This window comes from Salmonella sp. 3C (assembly GCF_025426275.1).
GTDB classification, from domain to species: domain Bacteria; phylum Pseudomonadota; class Gammaproteobacteria; order Enterobacterales; family Enterobacteriaceae; genus Salmonella; species Salmonella enterica.
The window spans coordinates 4798036-4818254 of record NZ_CP104858.1; the positions used below are offsets into that span (position 1 = coordinate 4798036).

The window sequence follows — 20219 nt, forward strand, 5'->3', positions numbered from 1 at the left end:
TTCAATTTTTTACAGCAAGCATCGTTTTTTAATATTAGCAAGCGTTGTATTTACAAGATCCTGAGCCCTATTTAATAAATTAGCTTCTGCATAGCAGCGTAACTCAGGTGCATTACCAGAAGCGCGCAAATGCACAATACATCCATCACGTAAAGTAATTCGCATACCATCTGTCATATCTGTAGAAATTGCACCTTCATTCTCCAAACCAATATAGCTTAAGAGGTTGCTCAGATTTTCTCTGCCCATACTAATTAAGGATTGACTTTTATCAGTTGTAATCCCCTGTAATCTGTCAGAATGGGTGTAACGAGTTGGGAGTTCATTGACTAAAGCGCTAATGCTGGTATTCCTACTTTTGTAAAGCAGCATTATTGCTGGTAATACAGCATCACGAGTTGGTAAGGCATGAAGATTCTGCTCGTTAATACAGATGTCGCTTCCTAATAAAAAACCGCCATTGGCTTCAAAACCGACAATACGACTATAACTCCGCGATAATTCATTAAAAGCTTCGATAACATAAGGCGAGCCAATTTTTGTAAGCTTAACATGTTTAAAAAAGCGGCCAGAAGAAATTATGCTGTTACAACTAACAGGAATAGCGACGGCTTCTGCATCCAATGCAAGTGAACATAATAGACCTAGTATATCGCCTCTTAGCCACTCACCGGCCTCATCAGCAATAAGAGGGCGATCACCATCCCCATCTGTCGAGAATATGGCATCTAAATCGAACTCTTTAGCCCATGAGCGAGCTTTTTCCCGATCCTCTTTGCTTACAGCCTCTGTATCTATAGGTACAAAATTATCGCTTCTACCCAAGCTAACGACTTCAGCCCCCAATGCAATAAATAAAGGCTTATAAAGATCACGCCCAGCGCTTGAATGTTCGTAAATACCAATACGCTTATTTTTCAGGAATGGAGTAGAAAATAAAGATGTATAACGAGATATATAATTAACAGCAGCCATTTCTGAAACTATGAGTTCTTTAAGCTCTAAATGGCTGCACGTATCTTCAACACTAAGGATCGCAGCCTCATCATGTTTCGTGATTTCACCATCAGGACGATAAAACTTGAGGCCGTTCCGCTCGAATGGAATATGACTTCCCGTAACCATTATCGCAGGCATATTGTCAGACATAGACTGAAAGGCCAAAGCTGGGGTTGGTACCACTCCATAAAAAATACAGTTAACGTCTTTATCCGCCAATGCAGCAGCACACGCCTGAGCCATCCCATAACTACTTGGACGATTATCTATTGCCAATGCTACGGTATCAAAGGAAAAATGTTCCTGCATAACGGCAACAAATGAAACCGTAAAAGCAGCACATACCTGAGGTGTAAAATCTTTTACAAGACCGCGAGCCCCACTCGTTCCAAACACAATACCTGATGAATAAATAACATCACGGCTATTATTAACTACGTTCATTAGTCCACTCCTTCGAAAATCCAGAACGTTGTTCTAAACGAATAATATCATCCTCACCAAGATAGGTACCTGATTGAATCTCAATTAACTTCAGGGGGGTCATTCCAGGATTTTCCAGCGCGTGAATAGTATTCGGAGGAATAAATGTTGATTCATTTTCAGAAACCATATAAATCTGCTCTCCCTTTGTAACACGAGCAGTCCCGGATAATACTATCCAATGCTCAGCCCGGTGGTGATGCATCTGCGCCACAAATTTCTCACCCGGCTTAACAGTGATACATCGAACGAGGTAATTTTTGCCGCTATCAATCACATTATATTTTCCCCAGGGGCGGAAAACTTCTTGATGTTGTTTATATTCGTTCCTATCATTCCGTTTTAAATAATCGACAATTTTTTTAACATCTTGTACTGTATCTTTATTAGCCACCAGTAAAGCGTCTGTTGTTTGAACAATGACAAGATTGCTTACACCAATCGCACTTATAAACATATCTTCGGAATAAATGTAATTATCATTACAAGCATGTGCGAAGATATCTCCTTTTAAAACATTTCTCTGATGATCTTTATTCGATATATCCCAAAGTGAGGACCAGGAACCCACATCCGACCAGCCAGCGCTCATTGGTATCACCACCGCATGCTGTGTGTGCTCCATAACTGCATAATCGATAGAATCACTCGGGCATGACATAAACTCTTCTTTATCAATACGAATAAAATCAAGATCGGGATTTATATGTCCTACCGCCTTTTCACAAGCTTTATAAATTTCAGGTGATAAATACTTTAATTCGTTTAAATAAGAGCTTGCACGAAATAAAAACATACCGCTATTCCAGTAATATTTCCCTGATTTGAAATAGTCACCGGCGGTATCGATATCCGGTTTCTCCACAAATTCAGCCACTGCATAAGCGTCATTTCCTATCAACTCACCACGACGAATATATCCATAACCCGTTTCAGCATGCGTTGGAACAATACCAAAAGTTACAAGCTTACCATTTGCAGCGTATTCTTCAGCATGTCTGACAGCTTTCGTAAAAGCTATTTCATCCTGAATCACATGATCTGCAGCAAGAACCAACAAAAGAGGATCAGCATTATCAGCATTCTGGAGCGCACAAAACGCGGCAAGAGCGATCGCTGGTGCAGTATTACGGCCTACCGGTTCGAGAATAATATTATTTGCTAACTTGTCAATTTCACGGAGTTGTTCAGCGACTAAGAAACGGTGTCTGTCATTGCAAATGACAACGGGTTCTTCTGTAGAAAGTGAAGCTAATCGCTTTATAGTATTTTGCAGCATTGATAGTTTACCTTCAACGCTTAGAAACTGCTTCGGATGATATTCGCGTGAAAGCGGCCATAAACGGCTACCTGTGCCGCCAGCCATAATTACGGGAAGAAAAGACATTTATTTTATCTCTTTTGACGAAGAATATTGGATATTATTCCAATAACTCTTGTACATGCTAAAATAGCGACATGTAGACAACGGTAAAGATTGCCAATGCTTGCCTAATTTGTAACCCAAGAATTTAGCAAAGGTTGTTAATAAAGCTCTTGGAATCCAGAACGGTGCATTTTTAAGCAGGAATTGAATCTCTGATTTTACGAAGCGGAAACCCTCACCACCGGCTCCGCCAAAGTCACGCTGAATCCACGGAGAACAAGCATGAAATACACCAGTATCAAAATATCGTTGAAACTCTTCTCGCGGGGTATAATTATGGGAGTGTCTTACCACCGCTTCAGCGCAGTAGGCGACCTTATAACCCGCCTGAATCATCTTAGCCGCCATAAACATATCCTCGGCAAGAATTGTATGTTCAGGAAACCCACTTAACTCTTCAAAAACGGAACGGCGATAGGCAGCAAAAGAATTGGACATAAATACAGTTTTAATACCCAATTTTTCTATATCTGCCTTACTTTTAACAATAGATTTTGAACTATAATTAAAATTTCTGGCATGCACTGCAAGGGGATTAGCATCTTTATGAGGAAGTTGTCTACCACAAACCGCTGCTATCAATGGATCTGAAAAATAATAAACCAAATTTTTAATTGCATCCGAATCCGCGAGAATTGCATCTTGCGTTAGAAAAATTATAACATCAGCGTCCAGAGTTTTTGCAACTGCTAAATTTCTGGTTCCTCCATGATTAAAATCTTTAGAGTCAATATTAAATATTGATATATTTTTCAGGTCTGAGGCTAACGGAACCGTTTCATCTTTAGAACCTGAGTCTATAACAATCAATTTATCCGGATATATAGTTTGCTGCTTAATCGCATCCAGAACATTAGGCCAAAGCGACCCTGCATTATATGTGGGAATAATTAATGTTATTTTCATTTATTTTGATTCCGCCAACCAATTGCCAACCATCTGCTTCATATTATCAAAGTCATACCGTGCGACATAGTTGTTAAATCGGGAAATTGCATCAGGCAACTGCTCTATATTTTTAATTGCACTCTGCCAGCTTTTTTCATCATCCGGATTCACATATAATGCACCATTGGTTAACACTTCATGAAATACTGGTATATCGGACACTATAACTGGAGTATTTGATGCCATCGCTTCAATAGGAGGTATACCAAAACCCTCATCAATAGATGGATAAACAAGCGCGTAGGCTTTAGAATATAAAATCTTTAATTCATTAAATGAGACTTCATGTAAAAAAGTCACTTTATCTTTTAGTTCCAGATCAACGACCATTTGTTGGAGAGACATTGCATAGTCAGTACGACCACATACAATAATTAAATTATAAGAGTCAGACCAAACTTTTTTATTTTTTATGAATGAATGAATATTTTTATGTGGCCAACTTGCACCAACAGCTAAAAAGTAATTCTCTTTTTCTTTTTTTTGTATAAAATCAGATTTATTAACACTATTATAAATTACTGATATTTTCTCACTATCTACATTATAAGTTTTAGCAATGCTATCTTTAACGGTATAAGATACCGTTAAAACATGCTTACATCGCTTAACGGACATTTTTAATAAAAAGCGAAAATACACTTTCTGAATAAAACTATCTGGATAATAAAAAGGTCTTATATCATGTACGGTTATCGTTTGGTTTCTCAGTAAGGGGATAGTGTGATGTGTAGTACACACCAATTTTTTATTACCAAACTTAATTAAAACCCTCAGCGCAAGCCAGTAACTATATACATACCATACTAATGGTCTAAGTCGCGATGTTTTTGATGTGTTGCTAACAATATTCGGAACAGTAACTACTGCATAACCGAGCTTTTCAAAATAATCAGCGTGTACCTTGCTACAGATTATTGCGTCAACATCAGCTATTTCTCGCAGTGCCGTTAAAAATTTAATCGAGTATTGCCACATTCCCGTACCACTTTTACCTAAACGTGATAGGTTAACGATCATTGAATAGCTCTCCGTTTTTCCATTCATGCTTGTATAGCGATTATCACAAGGACGACCAATAGTTATTAGGAAACATTTTCATTAAAATGAACCACGGATCATAATTAAAAATGAATAAGGAATCATATCCAAATAAATATAAGCAAGCCTTGTAATTATTATAAAATCACCATTAAAATCAGTTCATAATACTAAGCCAAATATTATACCAAGTAAAAATGCCACAAAAAATAGCATCTGCCATAATATACTCACTCTATGGTAAACACTAAGATATGCAAGAGCATAGTAAGCAAAAGAAAGAAAACTAGGGTTTCCGACAATCTCTAATTGCCACAAGTCTTAATTTTGAAATTGATAAATAGTCAAAAACAACCCCGTCCATGCATATTATAGATACATATATAGCATCTGTTACTGTATCCGAAAAAGCAAGAGTATTTAAAGGTTCTAATTAAGGAAATTGCAAATAAATCATCCTACAAAACACGTATAAACTATACGCTAAATAGTCACGACAATAATAGCATAAGCATTTCTTATACTATAAACTCGATTTGTATTGATGTTGATACTATGAAAATATTTTTTTTATTACCATTTTTGCTAATTTTATTTTTTTAGTGTAGCTAGCCAGCCCTTTAAGACGAAATATTAAATTGGTGGCTATTTTCGGATATCCCAACTTCTTATAAAATGATGCAAGTTCAGCCCTATCGGTGGAATCACCATAACATGCCATAGCTAAAGAAGTATAAAACCAAGGACGCTCTTTTGTAAGAACCCGTCCAAATGAGATATATATTTTTGTATTGTTATTATAAAAATCCTCCCTCAGTTTTAAATAACCGATGAAATCAATTTTTATTCGACGAGCCTTCCCATTACTTTCGAATGTATCGTTATCTCCTCTGCAATCAACCAGTGGCAGTGATATGTACTGCAGGGTCGAATTCATATTGTTAATTATTCTTAATAAAATATATACATGCGCATAAGCTGTACCAATGTATGACTCGTCAAATATGACGTCAGACCATTTATTCCTTTTCACTATAATAGAGCTTAAGTAGCTAAAAAGTCCGCCGACTGAGTTACATTTACTAAAGTACTCTATCAAATCAGCTTCATTGCTAAAAGAAAATAATCTACTGCCACCATTTAACCATCGCCGATGTGGATTAGATATTTTCGTCATTGAAATATCTAATTCTCGTCTGTCACATAAATAAATGTCACTTCCGGCAGCCAATTTATCTTCCATCAATGCAAGGGAATTTTTTGTAAGAATATCATCACTTCCGAAAATCCAACAATAATCTCCAGTCCCCATATTAACTGCAGATAAATAATTCCTATCTGGCCCAATATTTTCGTTATGCCTTTGATACAAAATTGGAAAATTAAATCTATCTCTCCAGATATTTATTGACTCTTCCGTTCCATCAGTTGATGCATTATCTGAAATACATACTTCTACAATTAAGGAGTGAGAAGATTGATTATTAATACTTTCAAGAAGGTCTTCAATGAATTTTACTCGATTATACGTTGGGATACAAAATGACACCTTCATATTATGCTAGCCTTTTACTCTTATACATATAATACACTGGCAATCCCCAAAAAACAGTTAGCGAGAACGATAAAATTAGTCCGTATAAAATACCAACTATTCCATAATGCTCTGCAAAATACCATTGAGTCACACCACCAATTAATGCCTGACACGGAACTATGAGCCAAAGAATTTTTAATTGGTTCATACTTTGAAGTAACATAGCAAATGTATCACACCAAACTCTTATACTAAAATACACAGCCAGTAAAACAAAAACAGCCCCACTAATATTATAATCTATACCGTTAGCAATTATGCTATAGATATAATCCTTTAAAACATAAATGAATAACGTACCAAGACCAACAAAAAATACCCCACCAATAATATTTAGGAAAATGATTCTATGCAACTTTCTCCACTGCATTTTCACTCGTAATTCAGCACATACTGGCCATAATGCTTGTAATACTGCAGTATAAATAAAAAACATTAAACCAAATGTTTTCATCGTTACAGTATATTTTATAATATCTGCAGCAGATAATTTCTGAGACATCACAATATAATCAGTTTGTAAAACTATTATCGATAAGGACGAAAAAATCAGAAACCCTGATGAACGTGATAGTAATAATTTATAGGTGTTAAAGTTTACTTTCGTTTTAAGAACATATATGTACCGAAACGATATATATATAATGGGCAGTATTGCTACCGGAGCATACAATGCTACTAAAGCGAAGGTAATACTCGAATCTGGCATTAAATAATGGATCGCAACTACATCTAAAAAACCTAAAAGATAAGATAATGCATTAATTATATTAGCTTTCCACCCTAACAGTTCCGCAAATAATATTTTATAGACCACACTCCCAACGCCAATGAATATAAATAATATACTTGCTATAAAAAAATAACTTCCTGAGTTGTTTTTCAATTCATCGCTAAATGAAGTAAGATATAGTGACGATAATTTATCTGATAAGAAGAATAATGTAGAGCTTAAAATGATTAAGGATGCGAATAGAATATGAATTGCGGCCTTGATATATGCATCATATGATTTTCTATCAGCTTTCAACTCAGATATATAATTTTGTAGACTACTACCAATCCCAATATCTGCAATGCTAAACCAGACCAATAATCCAGTTAAAAGAGTAAATACAGCGTATGATTCTTCGCCAAGAATTTCCAAAAGAAATTTAACACTTACTAACTGAACACCGGCAATTATTATCTTTGAAAGCCAAGAGGAAGCGGCAATAATAAGATGTCTTGGAATTCTAACCAACCTCAGTTTCCTCACGTCAGCTTCATCTTTTAATTATAAAAAATATTTCATTCTTTAATTATGCCCGCTTTCGCGGGCAGAAACATCATATAGAACTAGTCCAATCATACATTTTCTGGACACCATCTTTTGCCGAGACTTTCGGGCTCCAGTCAATTGCATTAGTGATTTTTTTAATATCTGCAACAAAAACACGCTGATCACTTTCCCTTACTGGTAAATTAGTGAACCTCATATCAATGTTGCAATAATCTTCAAGCAATTTGAATAATTCAAGTAATGATAGGCTGTTGACAATGGTACCACCAATATTAAAAGCGTTCCCCCTAATTTTTGATACATTTGCCAAGGCAGTGAAATATAACGAAATCATATCTTCAGCATGCAAAACATCCCTAACTTGCTTACCATTACCAGAAATAGTGAAGGGTTTGTTAATACCATTTTTAATTTCAACCGCTTTTTGACAAAACCAACCTACCCAGCCTTGATCATAAGTAGCAAACTGTCTCCCACCATACATTGATGAATGCCTGAACACCACTGTATTCAAACCAAAAATCCTTGCATAATCAAGCATGTATTGATCTGCAGCACCTTTTGAACAACCATATGGTGAGTGGAAATCTAATTGTGTGCTCTCATCATATCCATTAGGCTTATCTATACAAGTATATCTAGTTTCTGTTTCATTGTATTTATATTGCTCAAGATCGCCGTATACTTTATTTGTTGATGAATAAATTATATTACAATTTGAATTATACTGCCGTACTGCCTCAAGTAAATTTAAAGTTCCACCTACATTAATTTCAAAATCCATACAAGGATTGTCAATAGATGTAGTCATTGCCACTTGACCTGCAAGATGAAAACAGCTATCAGGCATATACTTAGTTATTAATCTTGTAACATCATTTTTGTTGCGAATATCACCATGTACAAACTCAAAGTTTCCTAAGGAGGATAACCAATGTAAATTATCTGTTGCACCTTTACGTGATAGATTATCGAATACAATTAAATCAATCCCTTGACTTAAAGCAAAGGAGGCAAGATTACTCCCAAGAAAGCCACATCCACCGGTAATTAAAAGCTTCATTTCCCTTCCTCTTCAATTATTTCAGTTAATGCATCAACAAGAGAGAACTCTCTTTTCCATCCTATTTTTTCAAGTTCTGCTATATCAGCACAACTATACATCAATTCATTGGCTCTTTCTTTGACCACACCAAATTCAATTATAGAATTGCTTTTTGTGATATTTTTAACAGTCTCTACATATTCACGAATTGATATAGCCTTTCCACTACCAACTTCAATACTATGAAATTTGGGGAAATTATTAACATTATTTATAATACAATCGAACGCTGTTAGTAGATCTTTTATATACAAGAAATCTCTCTGTTGCAAACCAGATGTTAACTTTACTGGCTGGTTACTTAAACAACGTCTAATAACCATACTGGTAAACTTATCGTCTCCATCAAAAGCTCCATAGAAATGCTCCAATTTTAACTCTATATATTTACCACAAACTTTATCTATAATGGCGGCGGCGAGTTCATTTGCTTTTTGTTTAGTATATGCATATAAACTCGTATTTGGTGGCAGTGATGTTCCACAATTTATGAATACTGCATCAAGTGATGAGATAGATTCTAATACTCTGATAGGCATAAGAATATTGCTTTCTATTAAAGCTGTTGCAGGTTCGTTATGTCTTCCATAGCAAGCAATAGTGTTAATAATAATATTCGGTTCAAATTCTACTATTTTTTCGATCCAATTATTTTCTGTCGTGTAAATAATATTATTTATGGTAGCTTCATTGTTCCTCTTCCTTGCTAAGCCAATCACAGTATGTCGACTTTCGAAGTAGGATGTAAGTCGTGATCCAAGGAACCCAAACGCTCCCATTATTAGAATTTTCATGAAATCATAGAGGGGAATTCCCCCCCCCCTCAAAAATTAGAAATTTAAACCAAAAAACTCTTCAAATTTGCTAACTACATAATCTAAATGCTCTGTAGTCAAGCCAGGATAAATACCAATCCAGAACGTTTGATTCATTATACGGTCGGTATTTGTCAACTCACCCACTACACGATATTTCACATTAGCAAAATACGGTTGGCGAATCAGATTTCCAGCAAACAGTAAACGTGTACCGATTTTTGCTTCATCAAGGAATTTCACCAGTTCGACACGGTTAACACCGCTAGTTTCTTTCAGGGTGATAGGGAAGCCAAACCAGGATGGGTCTGATTTCTCTGTTGCTTCTGGTAATTCGAGGAATTCAGTGCAAGATTGCAAGCCCTGTTTCAGATAGGAAAAGTTAGCTTTACGCTGCTCTACAAACTCTTCTACGCGCTCCAACTGAGCCAGACCACATGCTGCCTGCATGTCCGTGATTTTGAGATTATATCCGAGGTGGGAATAAGTATATTTGTGATCATAGCCTTGAGGAAGTGATCCCAATTGCTGACCAAAACGTTTACCGCAGGTGTTATCGCATCCTGGCGCACAATAACAATCCCGGCCCCAGTCACGGAACGACTCAATAATTTTCTTCAGTTCACCTGACTTGGTGAATACAGCACCGCCTTCACCCATTGTGATATGGTGAGCCGGATAAAAACTAACGGTTCCGATGTCACCAAAGGTACCTACCATCTGGCCTTCATAAGTCGTCCCAAGGGCATCACAGCAGTCTTCAATCAACCATAAGTTATATTTATCGGCAATCCGACGAACTTCACTCAGGTTAAATGCATTACCGAGTGTATGAGCGATCATTATCGCTTTTGATTTCTCAGTAACTGCAGCTTCAATGAGAGAGGCATCGATATTATATGTCGGGATATCAACATCCACGAATACCGGTATTAAACCATTCTGGATCGCCGGGTTAACTGTAGTCGGGAAGCCAGCAGCGACAGTAATAACCTCATCACCAGGTTTGAGAGCACGCTCGCCTAATTTTGGGGAAGTCAGCGCAGTCAGTGCCAGCAAGTTTGCCGAAGAGCCAGATGTAGTCGTTAAAACATGAGGAACCCCAATAAATTCCCCAAGTTTTTTCTCAAAGGCATCATTGAAACGACCAGTAGTTAGCCATCCATCAAGAGACGCCTCAACCATCAATTGTAACTCTTTGGCACCAATAACCTTCCCGGAAGGAGGCACAACGCTTGTACCTGCAACAAAAGGTTTCGGGCTCAATGCCTCATTCGCATACTGAGCGACAAGCTGAGAGATTTGCTCACGCAGGTTATTTGCTGTCATTACTTTGATTCCTTAAACTTATTTTCTTAACGAGTAGTTGCAGACATATAGTCGCTGATTTCACGCTTTGAACAAATCAACATATCTTCGCCGCGAATCCATGCTTTATGCCATTTTACGATGCGACCAAGTGTTTCAGTCAATCCCCAACGCGGATGCCATCCTAATTGCATATTTGCTTTAGAGCAATCCAGTTTCAGGTAATGTGCCTCATGAGGATGATTCTCACCATCCAGTAACCAGCTTGCATCATCACCCCAAAGCGTGACCATCTTGTCAACAATAAATTCGACCGTCTTCGCATCTTCATCACGCGGGCCGAAATTCCATCCTTCAGAAAACTTAGCACCTTCTGTATATAAGCGTTGCGCCACCACAATGTAACCAGAAAGAGGCTCCAGTACATGCTGCCAGGGACGGATAGAATATGGGTTTCGAATAATAACCTGCTGGTTATTTTCAAATGAGCGCAGAATATCGGGAATTAAACGGTCTTTAGCCCAATCGCCTCCGCCTATGACATTACCAGCCCTCACAGACGCCAAACCAACGCCATGTTGCTCATAATTTGCAGGATTGAAGAATGAGTTCCGGAATGCAGACGCGACTAATTCTGCACAACCTTTACTATTAGAGTATGGATCGTACCCTCCCATGGGTTCGTTCTCACGATAGCCCCACACCCACTCACGATTGTCGTAGCACTTATCACTGGTGATATTTACGACTGCCTTTATGTTACCTACTTGCTTAACTGCTTCAAGCAAATGGACAGTACCCATAACATTTGTTGAGTATGTTTCGATTGGCTGTTCATAAGATAGGCGCACTAAAGGCTGGGCTGCCATATGGAAAACAATTTCTGGCTTAAATTCTGCAATAGAATTGCGCAGCTTTTCAAAATCACGAATGTCGCCAATATGAGATGCCATAAGATCACTAAGACGCACTATCTCAAATAAACTTGGAACAGTTGGCGCATCAAGTGCATAGCCTTTTACAATTGCACCCATTTCAGTCAGCCATAGCGAAAGCCAGCTTCCTTTAAAGCCAGTATGGCCGGTAACGAATACACGTTTACCTTGCCAAAAATTTTTATCAATCATCTACTTACTCCCAGGTTTTCCACGGAGCTTTACCTTTTTCCCACAGCCCTTCAAGGTAAACTTTATCACGTAGGGTATCCATCGGCTGCCAGAAACCTGGGTGTTCAAAAGCCATTAACTCCCCCTGTTGTGCCAATGTCATTAATGGCTCTTGTTCCCAGGTTGTTGCATCGTTATCGATGAGATCGATAACCGATGGATTCAACACAAAGAAACCACCATTGATCATTGCCCCATCGCCTTTCGGTTTTTCCTGGAATGACCGGACCTGACCAGCTTGGATATCTAATGCGCCAAAGCGTCCTGGTGGAAAAGTAGCTGTTAAAGTCGCTTTCTTACCGTGAGCCTTATGGAAATCGATAGTCGCTTTGATATCAAGGTCGGCAACGCCATCACCATAAGTAAACAGGAAAGCCTCGTCATCTTTTACGTATTCAGCAACACGTTTCAGACGACCACCAGTCATTGAAGAATCACCCGTATCAACCAATGTGACATTCCATGGTTCAACACGTTTATGGTGAACTTCCATACGATTTTCAGCCATATGGAATGTTACATCTGACATGTGAAGGAAGTAGTTCGCAAAATATTCTTTAATCACATATCCTTTATAACCACAGCAGATAATAAAATCCTTGATACCATGCACAGAATACATTTTCATAATGTGCCAAAGAATAGGCTTGCCACCAATTTCTACCATCGGTTTTGGTTTTACAATTGTTTCTTCACTTAGTCTGGTACCAAGTCCACCAGCCAGGATGACCGCTTTCATAAATTATCCTCAATATTATTTAGATGCGGTAAATGCATCAGAATAGAAATGTTCTACAGAGAGATTTTTCATCATAAAGTCCTTTTTACTGGCATCGATCATCACAGGTGAACCACATGCATATATATCGAAGAACTCTAGAGAATCAAAATCATCCATCACAGCATGATGGACAAATCCCTTTCTTCCCCCCCATTCGGCGTCATCACCAGAAACAACAGGGATATAATGAACGTTGTCGTGCTGTTCACTCCACTGCTGCGGTAATGCAGAGTAAAAATCTTTACTATCTTGCATTCCCCAGTAGATGTAGATCTCACGACGACATTTTCCCTGAATGAGATGCTCAACCATTGATTTAACTGGAGCGAATCCAGTACCGCCTGCAAGGAAGATTATAGGTCTGTCACTTTCACGAATAAAAAATGTTCCGCAAGGTCCCTCAATGCGCATAAGAGTATTTTCTTGTAACTCCCCAAAAATGAGAGAGCTCATCTGACCATTGGGAACATTCCTTACATGCAACTCAATACCATTCGACTCATCACTATTAGCGATAGAATAACTGCGAGTTACACCTTTATAATGTAAATTGATATACTGCCCTGGAAGGAAGCCAATTTTTGCTGTTGGTGGTGTGCGTAACTTCAAAGTCATAACATCGCCTGAAACCAGTACAGCACTATTTACCTTGCATGGGACAATTTTTTTTGTCTGTCCAGCTAGTTCAGGAAAAAAATGCGCATTTAGCTCAAGGGCGGTTTTAGGTTTACAGCAGCAGGTTAGTATTTTATCACCCTGTCCAAAAATATTACCTTTGGAGTCAACAACTTCTCCCGCCAACAAATCGGACTCACAGATACCACAATCACCCGCTTTGCAGCTATGTTCAAGATGGATGCCAGCCGATAGCGCAGCATCGAGGATTGATTCATCCTCTCTACCGGAAAATTCAATATTTAATGGAAAAATCTTAATAATATGAGACACGATGCTTACTCTGTTAACAAGGCTTGATGCAGTAAAGGTGCTGCAGCATCTTTTGCTGAAAGCTCAGGCAGCTGAGAAAAAGGCCATTCAATACCTATTGTCTCATCATTCCATAAAATGCTACCTTCCGATGAAGGTGAGTAATAATTAGTTGCTTTGTACAGAAACTCTGCATACTCACTAAGAGTAACAAAACCATGAGCAAAACCTTCTGGAATCCAAAGCTGTCGCTTATTCTCAGCAGATAGATTTACGCCAACCCATTGACCAAAAGTAGGCGATTCTTTTCGGATATCGACCGCAACATCAAAAACCTCACCGACAGCACAACGAACTAACTTCCCCTGTGCATTTTCTCCTCTCTGAAAATGTAGCCCTCTGAGTACGTTCTTTTTGGATTTTGAATGATTATCTTGAACAAATGTAACTTTACGTCCAATCAACTCTTCAAAGGTCTGCTGGTTATAACTTTCAAAAAAGAATCCCCTCTCATCGCCAAAAACTTTAGGCTCTAAGATCAAGACATCTGGTATTGCTGTTTTAATCACAATCATCACTTATAAACCTTTCACCATCTTCAGCAAATATTTGCCATAATCATTTTTTGATAATGGCCCGGCCAGTTCTATAACCTGTTGTGCATTTATAAAATTTTTACGAAATGCGATCTCTTCCGGGCAGGACACTTTTAGCCCCTGGCGTTCTTCGATGGTTGCAATAAAATTACTGGCCTCTATCAAACTCTGATGCGTCCCTGTATCCAGCCAGGCATAACCGCGCCCCATCATGGCGACAGACAATCTTCCCTGATCCATATAGATACGGTTAATATCCGTGATTTCTAACTCACCGCGAGCGGAAGGCTTAAGATTTTTCGCCATCTCCACCACGCTATTATCATAAAAATACAGCCCCGTTACCGCGTAATTACTCTTCGGTTGTAACGGTTTTTCCTCCAGACTAACGGCTGTGCCACTTTGGTCAAACTCAACCACACCGTAGCGCTCCGGATCGTTTACATGATAAGCAAAGACGGTAGCACCACTTTCTTTATTAACGGCAGCTTCCATTAACTTTGGTAAATCATGACCATAAAAGATATTGTCACCCAGTACTAATGCACAATCATCATTACCAATGAACTCTTCACCAATAATAAACGCCTGTGCTAAGCCATCCGGGCTTGGCTGTACTTTATATTGAAGATTCAGCCCCCACTGGCTGCCGTCTCCCAGCAGTTGTTGAAAACGCGGCGTGTCCTGTGGCGTACTGATGATCAGGATATCCCGAATGCCTGCCAGCATAAGCGTGGAAAGGGGATAGTAAATCATCGGTTTATCATAAATTGGTAGCAATTGCTTACTTACCGCCATGGTCACCGGATAAAGACGGGTGCCGGAGCCCCCCGCTAAAATAATGCCCTTACGCGTTTTCATTTCCATTTCTCATTCATAGAAAATGCCCTGATGGGCATTTAAATTTATCAGATGGTTGTCGTCGTAAACATTTCAGTCAGCATGCGCTTAACTCCTAATTCCCATTGCGGCAGAATAAGGTCAAAATTACGCTGAAACTTTTCAGTATTGAGACGCGAATTGCCTGGTCTGCTCGCCGGCGTCGGGTAGGCGCTGGTCGGCACAGCATTAAGCTCAGTCAGCGCAAGCGTTATCCCTGCTTTGCGCGCCTCGTCAAAGACTAAGGCCGCGTAGTCATGCCAGGTTGTGGTTCCCCCGGCAACCAGATGGTAAAGACCTGCGACTTCTGGTTTCTTTAACGCCACACGGATCGCATGAGCCGTGCAGTCAGCCAGTAATTCTGCACCGGTTGGCACACCGTACTGATCGTTGATGACTGAAAGTGTCTGACGCTCTTTCGCCAGACGAAGCATTGTCTTTGCGAAATTATTGCCCTTACCTGCATAAACCCAACTGGTGCGGAAGATAAGATGCTTAGGGCAGTTATCCTGCAGGGCCTTTTCTCCCGCCAGTTTGGTCTTGCCATAGACATTCAGCGGCGACGTAGCGTCCGTTTCCTGCCATGGGATATCGCCGGTACCAGGAAATACATAATCGGTTGAATAATGCACTACCCATGCGCCAGTTTCGTTGGCTGCTTTAGCGATGGCTTCCACACTGGTGGCGTTAAGTAACTGCGCCAGTTCTGGTTCAGACTCTGCTTTATCTACTGCAGTATGTGCTGCTGCGTTAACAATCACATCGGGACGAAGCTTACGAACGGTTTCGGCAACGCCTTTCGGATTACTAAAATCACCGCAAAACTCTTTTGAATGGACATCCAGGGCAATCAGATTCCCTACTGGTGCCAGAGAACGTTGCAACTCCCAGCCTACTTGCCCTGTCTTACCAAAAAGTAAGATATTCATTACTGGCGTCCTTCATAGTTCTGTTCTATCCAACTCTGATACGCCCCACTTTTAACATTGTTTACCCATTGAGTATTTGCAAGGTACCATTCCACTGTTTTACGAATACCGCTTTCAAAGGTCTCCAGCGGTTTCCAGCCTAATTCGCGGCTAATTTTACCTGCATCAATGGCATAACGACGATCATGGCCCGGACGATCCGCGACATAAGTGATTTGTTCACGATAAGAAGTCGCTTTGGGTACAATCTCGTCCAGCAGATCACAGATGGTAAATACCACATCGAGATTTTTCTTCTCATTGTGGCCACCAATGTTATAAGTCTCCCCCGCCTTGCCTTCAGTCACTACCATATGAAGCGCGCGAGCATGATCTTCTACATATAGCCAATCGCGAATCTGATCCCCTTTGCCATAAATTGGCAAAGGCTTTCCTTCCAGTGCGTTCAAAATGACCAACGGAATCAGTTTTTCAGGGAAGTGATAAGGGCCATAGTTATTAGAACAATTGGTAACGATCGTTGGTAGACCATAGGTACGCCGCCAGGCACGGACTAAATGATCGCTGGATGCTTTTGACGCAGAATAGGGGCTACTTGGCGCATATGCCGTCGTTTCAGTAAATAACGGCAGCGTAACGCTGTTTTCAACTTCATCAGGATGCGGTAAATCGCCGTAAACTTCATCAGTGGAAATATGATGAAAACGAAAATTATTTTTTTTATCTTCGCCAAGCGCAGACCAGTATTTACGCGCAACTTCAAGAAGTACATAGGTGCCGACGATATTGGTTTCAATAAATGCTGCTGGCCCGGTAATCGAACGGTCCACATGACTTTCCGCAGCCAAATGCATCACCGCGTCCGGCTGGTACTGCTCAAAAATACGCGTTATTTCAGCGGAATCACAAATATCCGCGTGTTCAAAATTGTAGCGATTACTTTCAGAAATATCAGAAAGGGATTCAAGATTACCGGCGTAGGTTAATTTATCAATATTAACTACAGTGTCCTGTGTATTCTTAATAATATGGCGGACAACAGCTGATCCAATAAAACCTGCCCCGCCAGTAATAAGTATCTTCACTTTTCTATTCCATAAGGCGTATTTAATGTGGTATTTAATTTGCCAATAAAAATTAATTGCTCAAGTCGTTACACACGCTACCGCCCCTGGCTCATCAGCTACCAGTGCACTGCGTACATATCGACTTGTTACAAACCTCGCCCAGCAGGGCAAAGCTCACTAAAACTTAAACGCTAATTGTCTTATTAATTGCATCCGGAAACAAGGATTAATCTTATAAAATCAGCATTAAAATGCTCCAGATAACCCCTTGTTACTTAAGCCCTTTATACAAAACTAAAACGGCAGTCAACACTCGCTTCAGCCAACTTGCCGCTTCGAATGTTCACTGCCGTTATTATGTTTATCACCAACCATTTATCACGGTTGTTAATACTTATTCATGCAAAAGCTGCTCTATGCTCTTACGGAACTTCGCTCCTTCTTTCAGGTTGCGCAGCCCGTACTTCACAAATGCCTGCATGTAGCCCATTTTTTTACCGCAGTCATAGCTGTCACCCGTCATTAGCATCGCGTCAACCGACTGTTTTTTCGCCAGTTCTGCAATGGCATCGGTGAGCTGGATACGGCCCCAGGCGCCCGGTTCGGTTCTTTCCAGTTCCGCCCAGATGTCGGCTGAAAGCACATAACGGCCTACCGCCATCAAATCGGAATCCAGCGTCTGCGGCTGATCCGGTTTTTCGATAAACTCCACAATCCGGCTGACTTTGCCTTCATTATCCAGAGGTTCTTTCGTCTGGATAACGGAATACTCCGATAAATCACCTTTCATGCGCTTCGCCAGCACCTGGCTGCGACCCGTTTCATTGAAACGCGCCACCATCGCCGCAAGGTTATAGCGCAGCGGATCGGCGGTAGCATCATCGATAATAATATCCGGGAGTACCACAATGAAAGGGTTATCGCCCACGACCGGACGCGCGCACAGAATAGAGTGCCCCAGCCCTAACGGCTGCGCCTGGCGAACGTTCATAATCGTCACGCCCGGTGGGCAGATAGATTGCACTTCCGCCAAAAGCTGGCGCTTAACGCGCTGCTCAAGAAGTGATTCAAGTTCATAAGAGGTGTCGAAGTGGTTCTCAACGGCGTTTTTAGACGCGTGAGTCACCAGTACGATTTCTTTGATCCCTGCAGCCACAATCTCATCGACAATGTACTGAATCATTGGCTTGTCGACGATCGGTAGCATCTCTTTTGGGATTGCCTTGGTGGCAGGCAACATATGCATACCCAAACCCGCTACCGGTATAACTGCTTTCAAATTCATCATTGTTTCTTCCACCTGTAAAATGGTTGCTGAATTATAGCTCTTTAGCTTGTTTTCGCCAGCATGAATTACTCTGCTGCCAGGGATAATGATGGCACGCTTTACATTACGTCTTAGTCGGCACCATAACATTAAGTATGAACAACTTTTTCCCAGGAATTTTCGTAAAAATAGCGGTACTTACCCTCCTCGCTTCGGCAGCGAAAAATTCACTGCTTCGACATTCACGGTTTGGTGATTAATCCTGTCGATATCCACGGAACTCTGCCCGTTTTCATTGATGGCATGAACATTAGCGAGGGAAAGCAGCGTGTCCTGGCGGGCCATAAATTGACCACGGACATCTTTACGCAAATCGAAATGCATTTTTAACGCCGGGCCAATCGCTGAAGTTTGCATCACGTTGATATTACGCAGAAAGAGGTGCTGCGGTTGATTATGCAGTTCCAGCGTAGCACGCGTCATCCGTACATTGGTGATGGCGACAAAAGAGGGGATGTTGCCGGAGGAAATTTGAATGCCGCGTAATTTATAAGCAACCTGGCGATTATCCAACCGAATAGCGTTTAATTTAAAGTTTTGCGGAATTGACAGGTATTTTCCTTTAACGACGCCATAGCCGATGAGCATCCCAGCACTATTCGTCATATCAATATTATCAATGACGAAATTATCACAGCCATAAATGGCGATCGTTGCGTTATCAATACCCGCATTTTTACTGAAATCGGGCGTGATGTTTTTGGCTTTGACATTGCGAATGACGAAATGTTTGCCATTTTCTACGTGCACCAGCTGTCGGCAATCAGATCCGGTAATATTGGCCACCACAAAGTTTTTTACTGCCTGATCTTCAGGATAACTGTTGTCATAGGTGCTACCCGCCAGCCCGATGCCGATCCCCCAGTTGATTTTGCCATTGGTACAATCAATGCGTTCGATGACATGATCGGAAATCAGGATGTCGCGGTCGTGAATCGCGACATTCCACTCAATGGCGTCCCCCTGCAAATCGCTAAAGCGGCTATGCGTAATCCGCGCGCCGTCCATTTGGTTATGAAATCCCTGGCGGAGAATGGCGTAGTTGGCGTGGGTAACGGTGATGTCATCGATAATGAGATTACGCATCACCTGCGGTTCCTTACCGCCGATGAAAATTTGCGCGACGGGGCCAAAGCCGCTCATCGTCACGCCTTTAATCACACAGTCCGACCCGCGAACATCCAGCGTCACATTGTGCAGACTGCCGCCCTGCTCCCCCACCACCTGACACCCGTCCTGCAAAATAAACCGTCCCCGGCCATTCCCACGCACCGCGCCCTGTACCCGCAGCGTTTTTCCCGCCGGAATCGTTATCGCCGCATTGATATTTTCACACACCCATCCTGGCGGTACGACCACGGTCTGTCCGTCGGCGAAGGCCTGTTTGAACGAGGCGATACCGTCATCCGCCGGATAATCCTTAATATCGACGGTCTCGCGAGGTTCACGCGCCTGTACCGGCAAGGCGCGCAGAAAAGGAAGAACAGCAAGCGCGGAACCTGCCGTCAGGAGGGTACGTCGGGAGAACTTATTCACGGGCATA

Annotated in this window: 17 protein-coding genes and 1 pseudogene; all 18 read right to left on the reverse strand. The window is 40.7% G+C overall.

The window, feature by feature from the left end:
- Positions 1 to 9 precede the first annotated feature (9 nt).
- Positions 10 to 1443, reverse strand: coding sequence for an O-antigen biosynthesis phosphomannomutase RfbK (gene rfbK, locus N7E69_RS23530; RefSeq protein ID WP_001103642.1), 1434 nt, complete (start codon positions 1441 to 1443; stop codon positions 10 to 12).
- Positions 1430 to 2869: a mannose-1-phosphate guanylyltransferase/mannose-6-phosphate isomerase gene (locus N7E69_RS23535; RefSeq protein ID WP_000009016.1), complete on the reverse strand. Its 1440-nt coding sequence runs from the start codon at positions 2867 to 2869 to the stop codon at positions 1430 to 1432. Before N7E69_RS23535 ends, rfbK begins: the two co-directional genes overlap by 14 nt.
- A complete protein-coding gene (rfbN, locus tag N7E69_RS23540) occupies positions 2870 to 3814 on the reverse strand; it encodes an O antigen biosynthesis rhamnosyltransferase RfbN (RefSeq protein ID WP_000705151.1) in 945 nt (314 codons plus the stop codon). It lies immediately after the preceding gene.
- A complete protein-coding gene (locus tag N7E69_RS23545) occupies positions 3815 to 4876 on the reverse strand; it encodes a glycosyltransferase family 4 protein (protein ID WP_001521643.1) in 1062 nt (353 codons plus the stop codon).
- Between the two features lie 574 nt (positions 4877 to 5450).
- A complete protein-coding gene (locus tag N7E69_RS23550; protein WP_000868492.1) occupies positions 5451 to 6452 on the reverse strand; it encodes a glycosyltransferase family 2 protein in 1002 nt (333 codons plus the stop codon).
- 1 nt (position 6453) lies between these two features.
- The gene (locus tag N7E69_RS23555; protein WP_001228888.1) at positions 6454 to 7752 is read right to left on the reverse strand and encodes an MATE family efflux transporter; all 1299 of its coding nucleotides are present in this window, start codon (positions 7750 to 7752) and stop codon (positions 6454 to 6456) included.
- Between the two features lie 70 nt (positions 7753 to 7822).
- Positions 7823 to 8839: a CDP-paratose 2-epimerase gene (gene rfbE / locus N7E69_RS23560; RefSeq protein WP_000770933.1), complete on the reverse strand. Its 1017-nt coding sequence runs from the start codon at positions 8837 to 8839 to the stop codon at positions 7823 to 7825.
- Positions 8836 to 9675 (reverse strand): CDP-paratose synthase, encoded by an 840-nt coding sequence (gene rfbS / locus N7E69_RS23565; RefSeq protein WP_000697758.1) that lies wholly within the window; start codon positions 9673 to 9675, stop codon positions 8836 to 8838. The genes rfbE and rfbS overlap by 4 nt, the downstream gene beginning before the upstream one ends.
- A 36-nt stretch (positions 9676 to 9711) precedes the next feature.
- Positions 9712 to 11025 (reverse strand): lipopolysaccharide biosynthesis protein RfbH, encoded by a 1314-nt coding sequence (gene rfbH, locus N7E69_RS23570; RefSeq protein ID WP_000126349.1) that lies wholly within the window; start codon positions 11023 to 11025, stop codon positions 9712 to 9714.
- A gap of 26 nt (positions 11026 to 11051) precedes the next feature.
- A complete protein-coding gene (rfbG, locus tag N7E69_RS23575; RefSeq protein WP_000565910.1) occupies positions 11052 to 12131 on the reverse strand; it encodes a CDP-glucose 4,6-dehydratase in 1080 nt (359 codons plus the stop codon).
- Positions 12132 to 12135: 4 nt separating this feature from the next.
- Positions 12136 to 12909 carry a glucose-1-phosphate cytidylyltransferase gene (rfbF, locus tag N7E69_RS23580; RefSeq protein WP_000648783.1) on the reverse strand — a complete coding sequence of 258 codons (774 nt, stop codon included), beginning with the start codon at positions 12907 to 12909 and terminating at the stop codon, positions 12136 to 12138.
- Positions 12906 to 13899, reverse strand: a pseudogene (locus N7E69_RS23585) (CDP-6-deoxy-delta-3,4-glucoseen reductase). The gene rfbF and the pseudogene N7E69_RS23585 overlap by 4 nt, the downstream one beginning before the upstream one ends.
- Before the next feature lie 5 nt (positions 13900 to 13904).
- The gene (rfbC, locus tag N7E69_RS23590) at positions 13905 to 14456 is read right to left on the reverse strand and encodes a dTDP-4-dehydrorhamnose 3,5-epimerase (protein ID WP_000973709.1); all 552 of its coding nucleotides are present in this window, start codon (positions 14454 to 14456) and stop codon (positions 13905 to 13907) included.
- A complete protein-coding gene (rfbA, locus tag N7E69_RS23595; RefSeq protein WP_000857535.1) occupies positions 14457 to 15335 on the reverse strand; it encodes a glucose-1-phosphate thymidylyltransferase RfbA in 879 nt (292 codons plus the stop codon). It lies immediately after the preceding gene.
- Positions 15336 to 15382: 47 nt separating this feature from the next.
- Entirely contained in the window at positions 15383 to 16282 is a 900-nt protein-coding gene (gene rfbD / locus N7E69_RS23600) for a dTDP-4-dehydrorhamnose reductase (RefSeq protein ID WP_261743168.1), read from the reverse strand.
- Complete coding sequence (gene rfbB, locus N7E69_RS23605) at positions 16282 to 17367, reverse strand: dTDP-glucose 4,6-dehydratase (RefSeq protein ID WP_000697846.1); 1086 nt, start codon at positions 17365 to 17367, stop codon at positions 16282 to 16284. Before rfbB ends, rfbD begins: the two co-directional genes overlap by 1 nt.
- A 376-nt stretch (positions 17368 to 17743) precedes the next feature.
- Positions 17744 to 18637 carry a GalU regulator GalF gene (galF, locus tag N7E69_RS23610; protein WP_000981469.1) on the reverse strand — a complete coding sequence of 298 codons (894 nt, stop codon included), beginning with the start codon at positions 18635 to 18637 and terminating at the stop codon, positions 17744 to 17746.
- A 177-nt stretch (positions 18638 to 18814) separates the two neighbouring features.
- Positions 18815 to 20218, reverse strand: a complete 1404-nt coding sequence (gene wcaM, locus N7E69_RS23615; protein WP_001144951.1) for a colanic acid biosynthesis protein WcaM — start codon at positions 20216 to 20218, stop codon at positions 18815 to 18817.
- Between the last annotated feature and the right edge of the window lies 1 nt (position 20219).

Bases quoted from the DNA above. Each gene is read 5' to 3' on its own strand.
- wcaM (WP_001144951.1), bottom strand. From the start codon at position 20,218: ATGCCCGTGAATAAGTTCTCCCGACGTACCCTCCTGACGGCAGGTTCC.
- rfbG (WP_000565910.1), bottom strand. From the start codon at position 12,131: ATGATTGATAAAAATTTTTGGCAAGGTAAACGTGTATTCGTTACCGGC.
- rfbE (WP_000770933.1), bottom strand. From the start codon at position 8,839: ATGAAGCTTTTAATTACCGGTGGATGTGGCTTTCTTGGGAGTAATCTT.
- rfbK (WP_001103642.1), bottom strand. From the start codon at position 1,443: ATGAACGTAGTTAATAATAGCCGTGATGTTATTTATTCATCAGGTATT.
- rfbN (WP_000705151.1), bottom strand. From the start codon at position 3,814: ATGAAAATAACATTAATTATTCCCACATATAATGCAGGGTCGCTTTGG.
- galF (WP_000981469.1), bottom strand. From the start codon at position 18,637: ATGATGAATTTGAAAGCAGTTATACCGGTAGCGGGTTTGGGTATGCAT.
- N7E69_RS23550 (WP_000868492.1), bottom strand. From the start codon at position 6,452: ATGAAGGTGTCATTTTGTATCCCAACGTATAATCGAGTAAAATTCATT.
- rfbS (WP_000697758.1), bottom strand. From the start codon at position 9,675: ATGAAAATTCTAATAATGGGAGCGTTTGGGTTCCTTGGATCACGACTT.
- rfbF (WP_000648783.1), bottom strand. From the start codon at position 12,909: ATGAAAGCGGTCATCCTGGCTGGTGGACTTGGTACCAGACTAAGTGAA.
- rfbD (WP_261743168.1), bottom strand. From the start codon at position 16,282: ATGAATATCTTACTTTTTGGTAAGACAGGGCAAGTAGGCTGGGAGTTG.
- rfbH (WP_000126349.1), bottom strand. From the start codon at position 11,025: ATGACAGCAAATAACCTGCGTGAGCAAATCTCTCAGCTTGTCGCTCAG.
- rfbA (WP_000857535.1), bottom strand. From the start codon at position 15,335: ATGAAAACGCGTAAGGGCATTATTTTAGCGGGGGGCTCCGGCACCCGT.
- N7E69_RS23545 (WP_001521643.1), bottom strand. From the start codon at position 4,876: ATGATCGTTAACCTATCACGTTTAGGTAAAAGTGGTACGGGAATGTGG.
- N7E69_RS23535 (WP_000009016.1), bottom strand. From the start codon at position 2,869: ATGTCTTTTCTTCCCGTAATTATGGCTGGCGGCACAGGTAGCCGTTTA.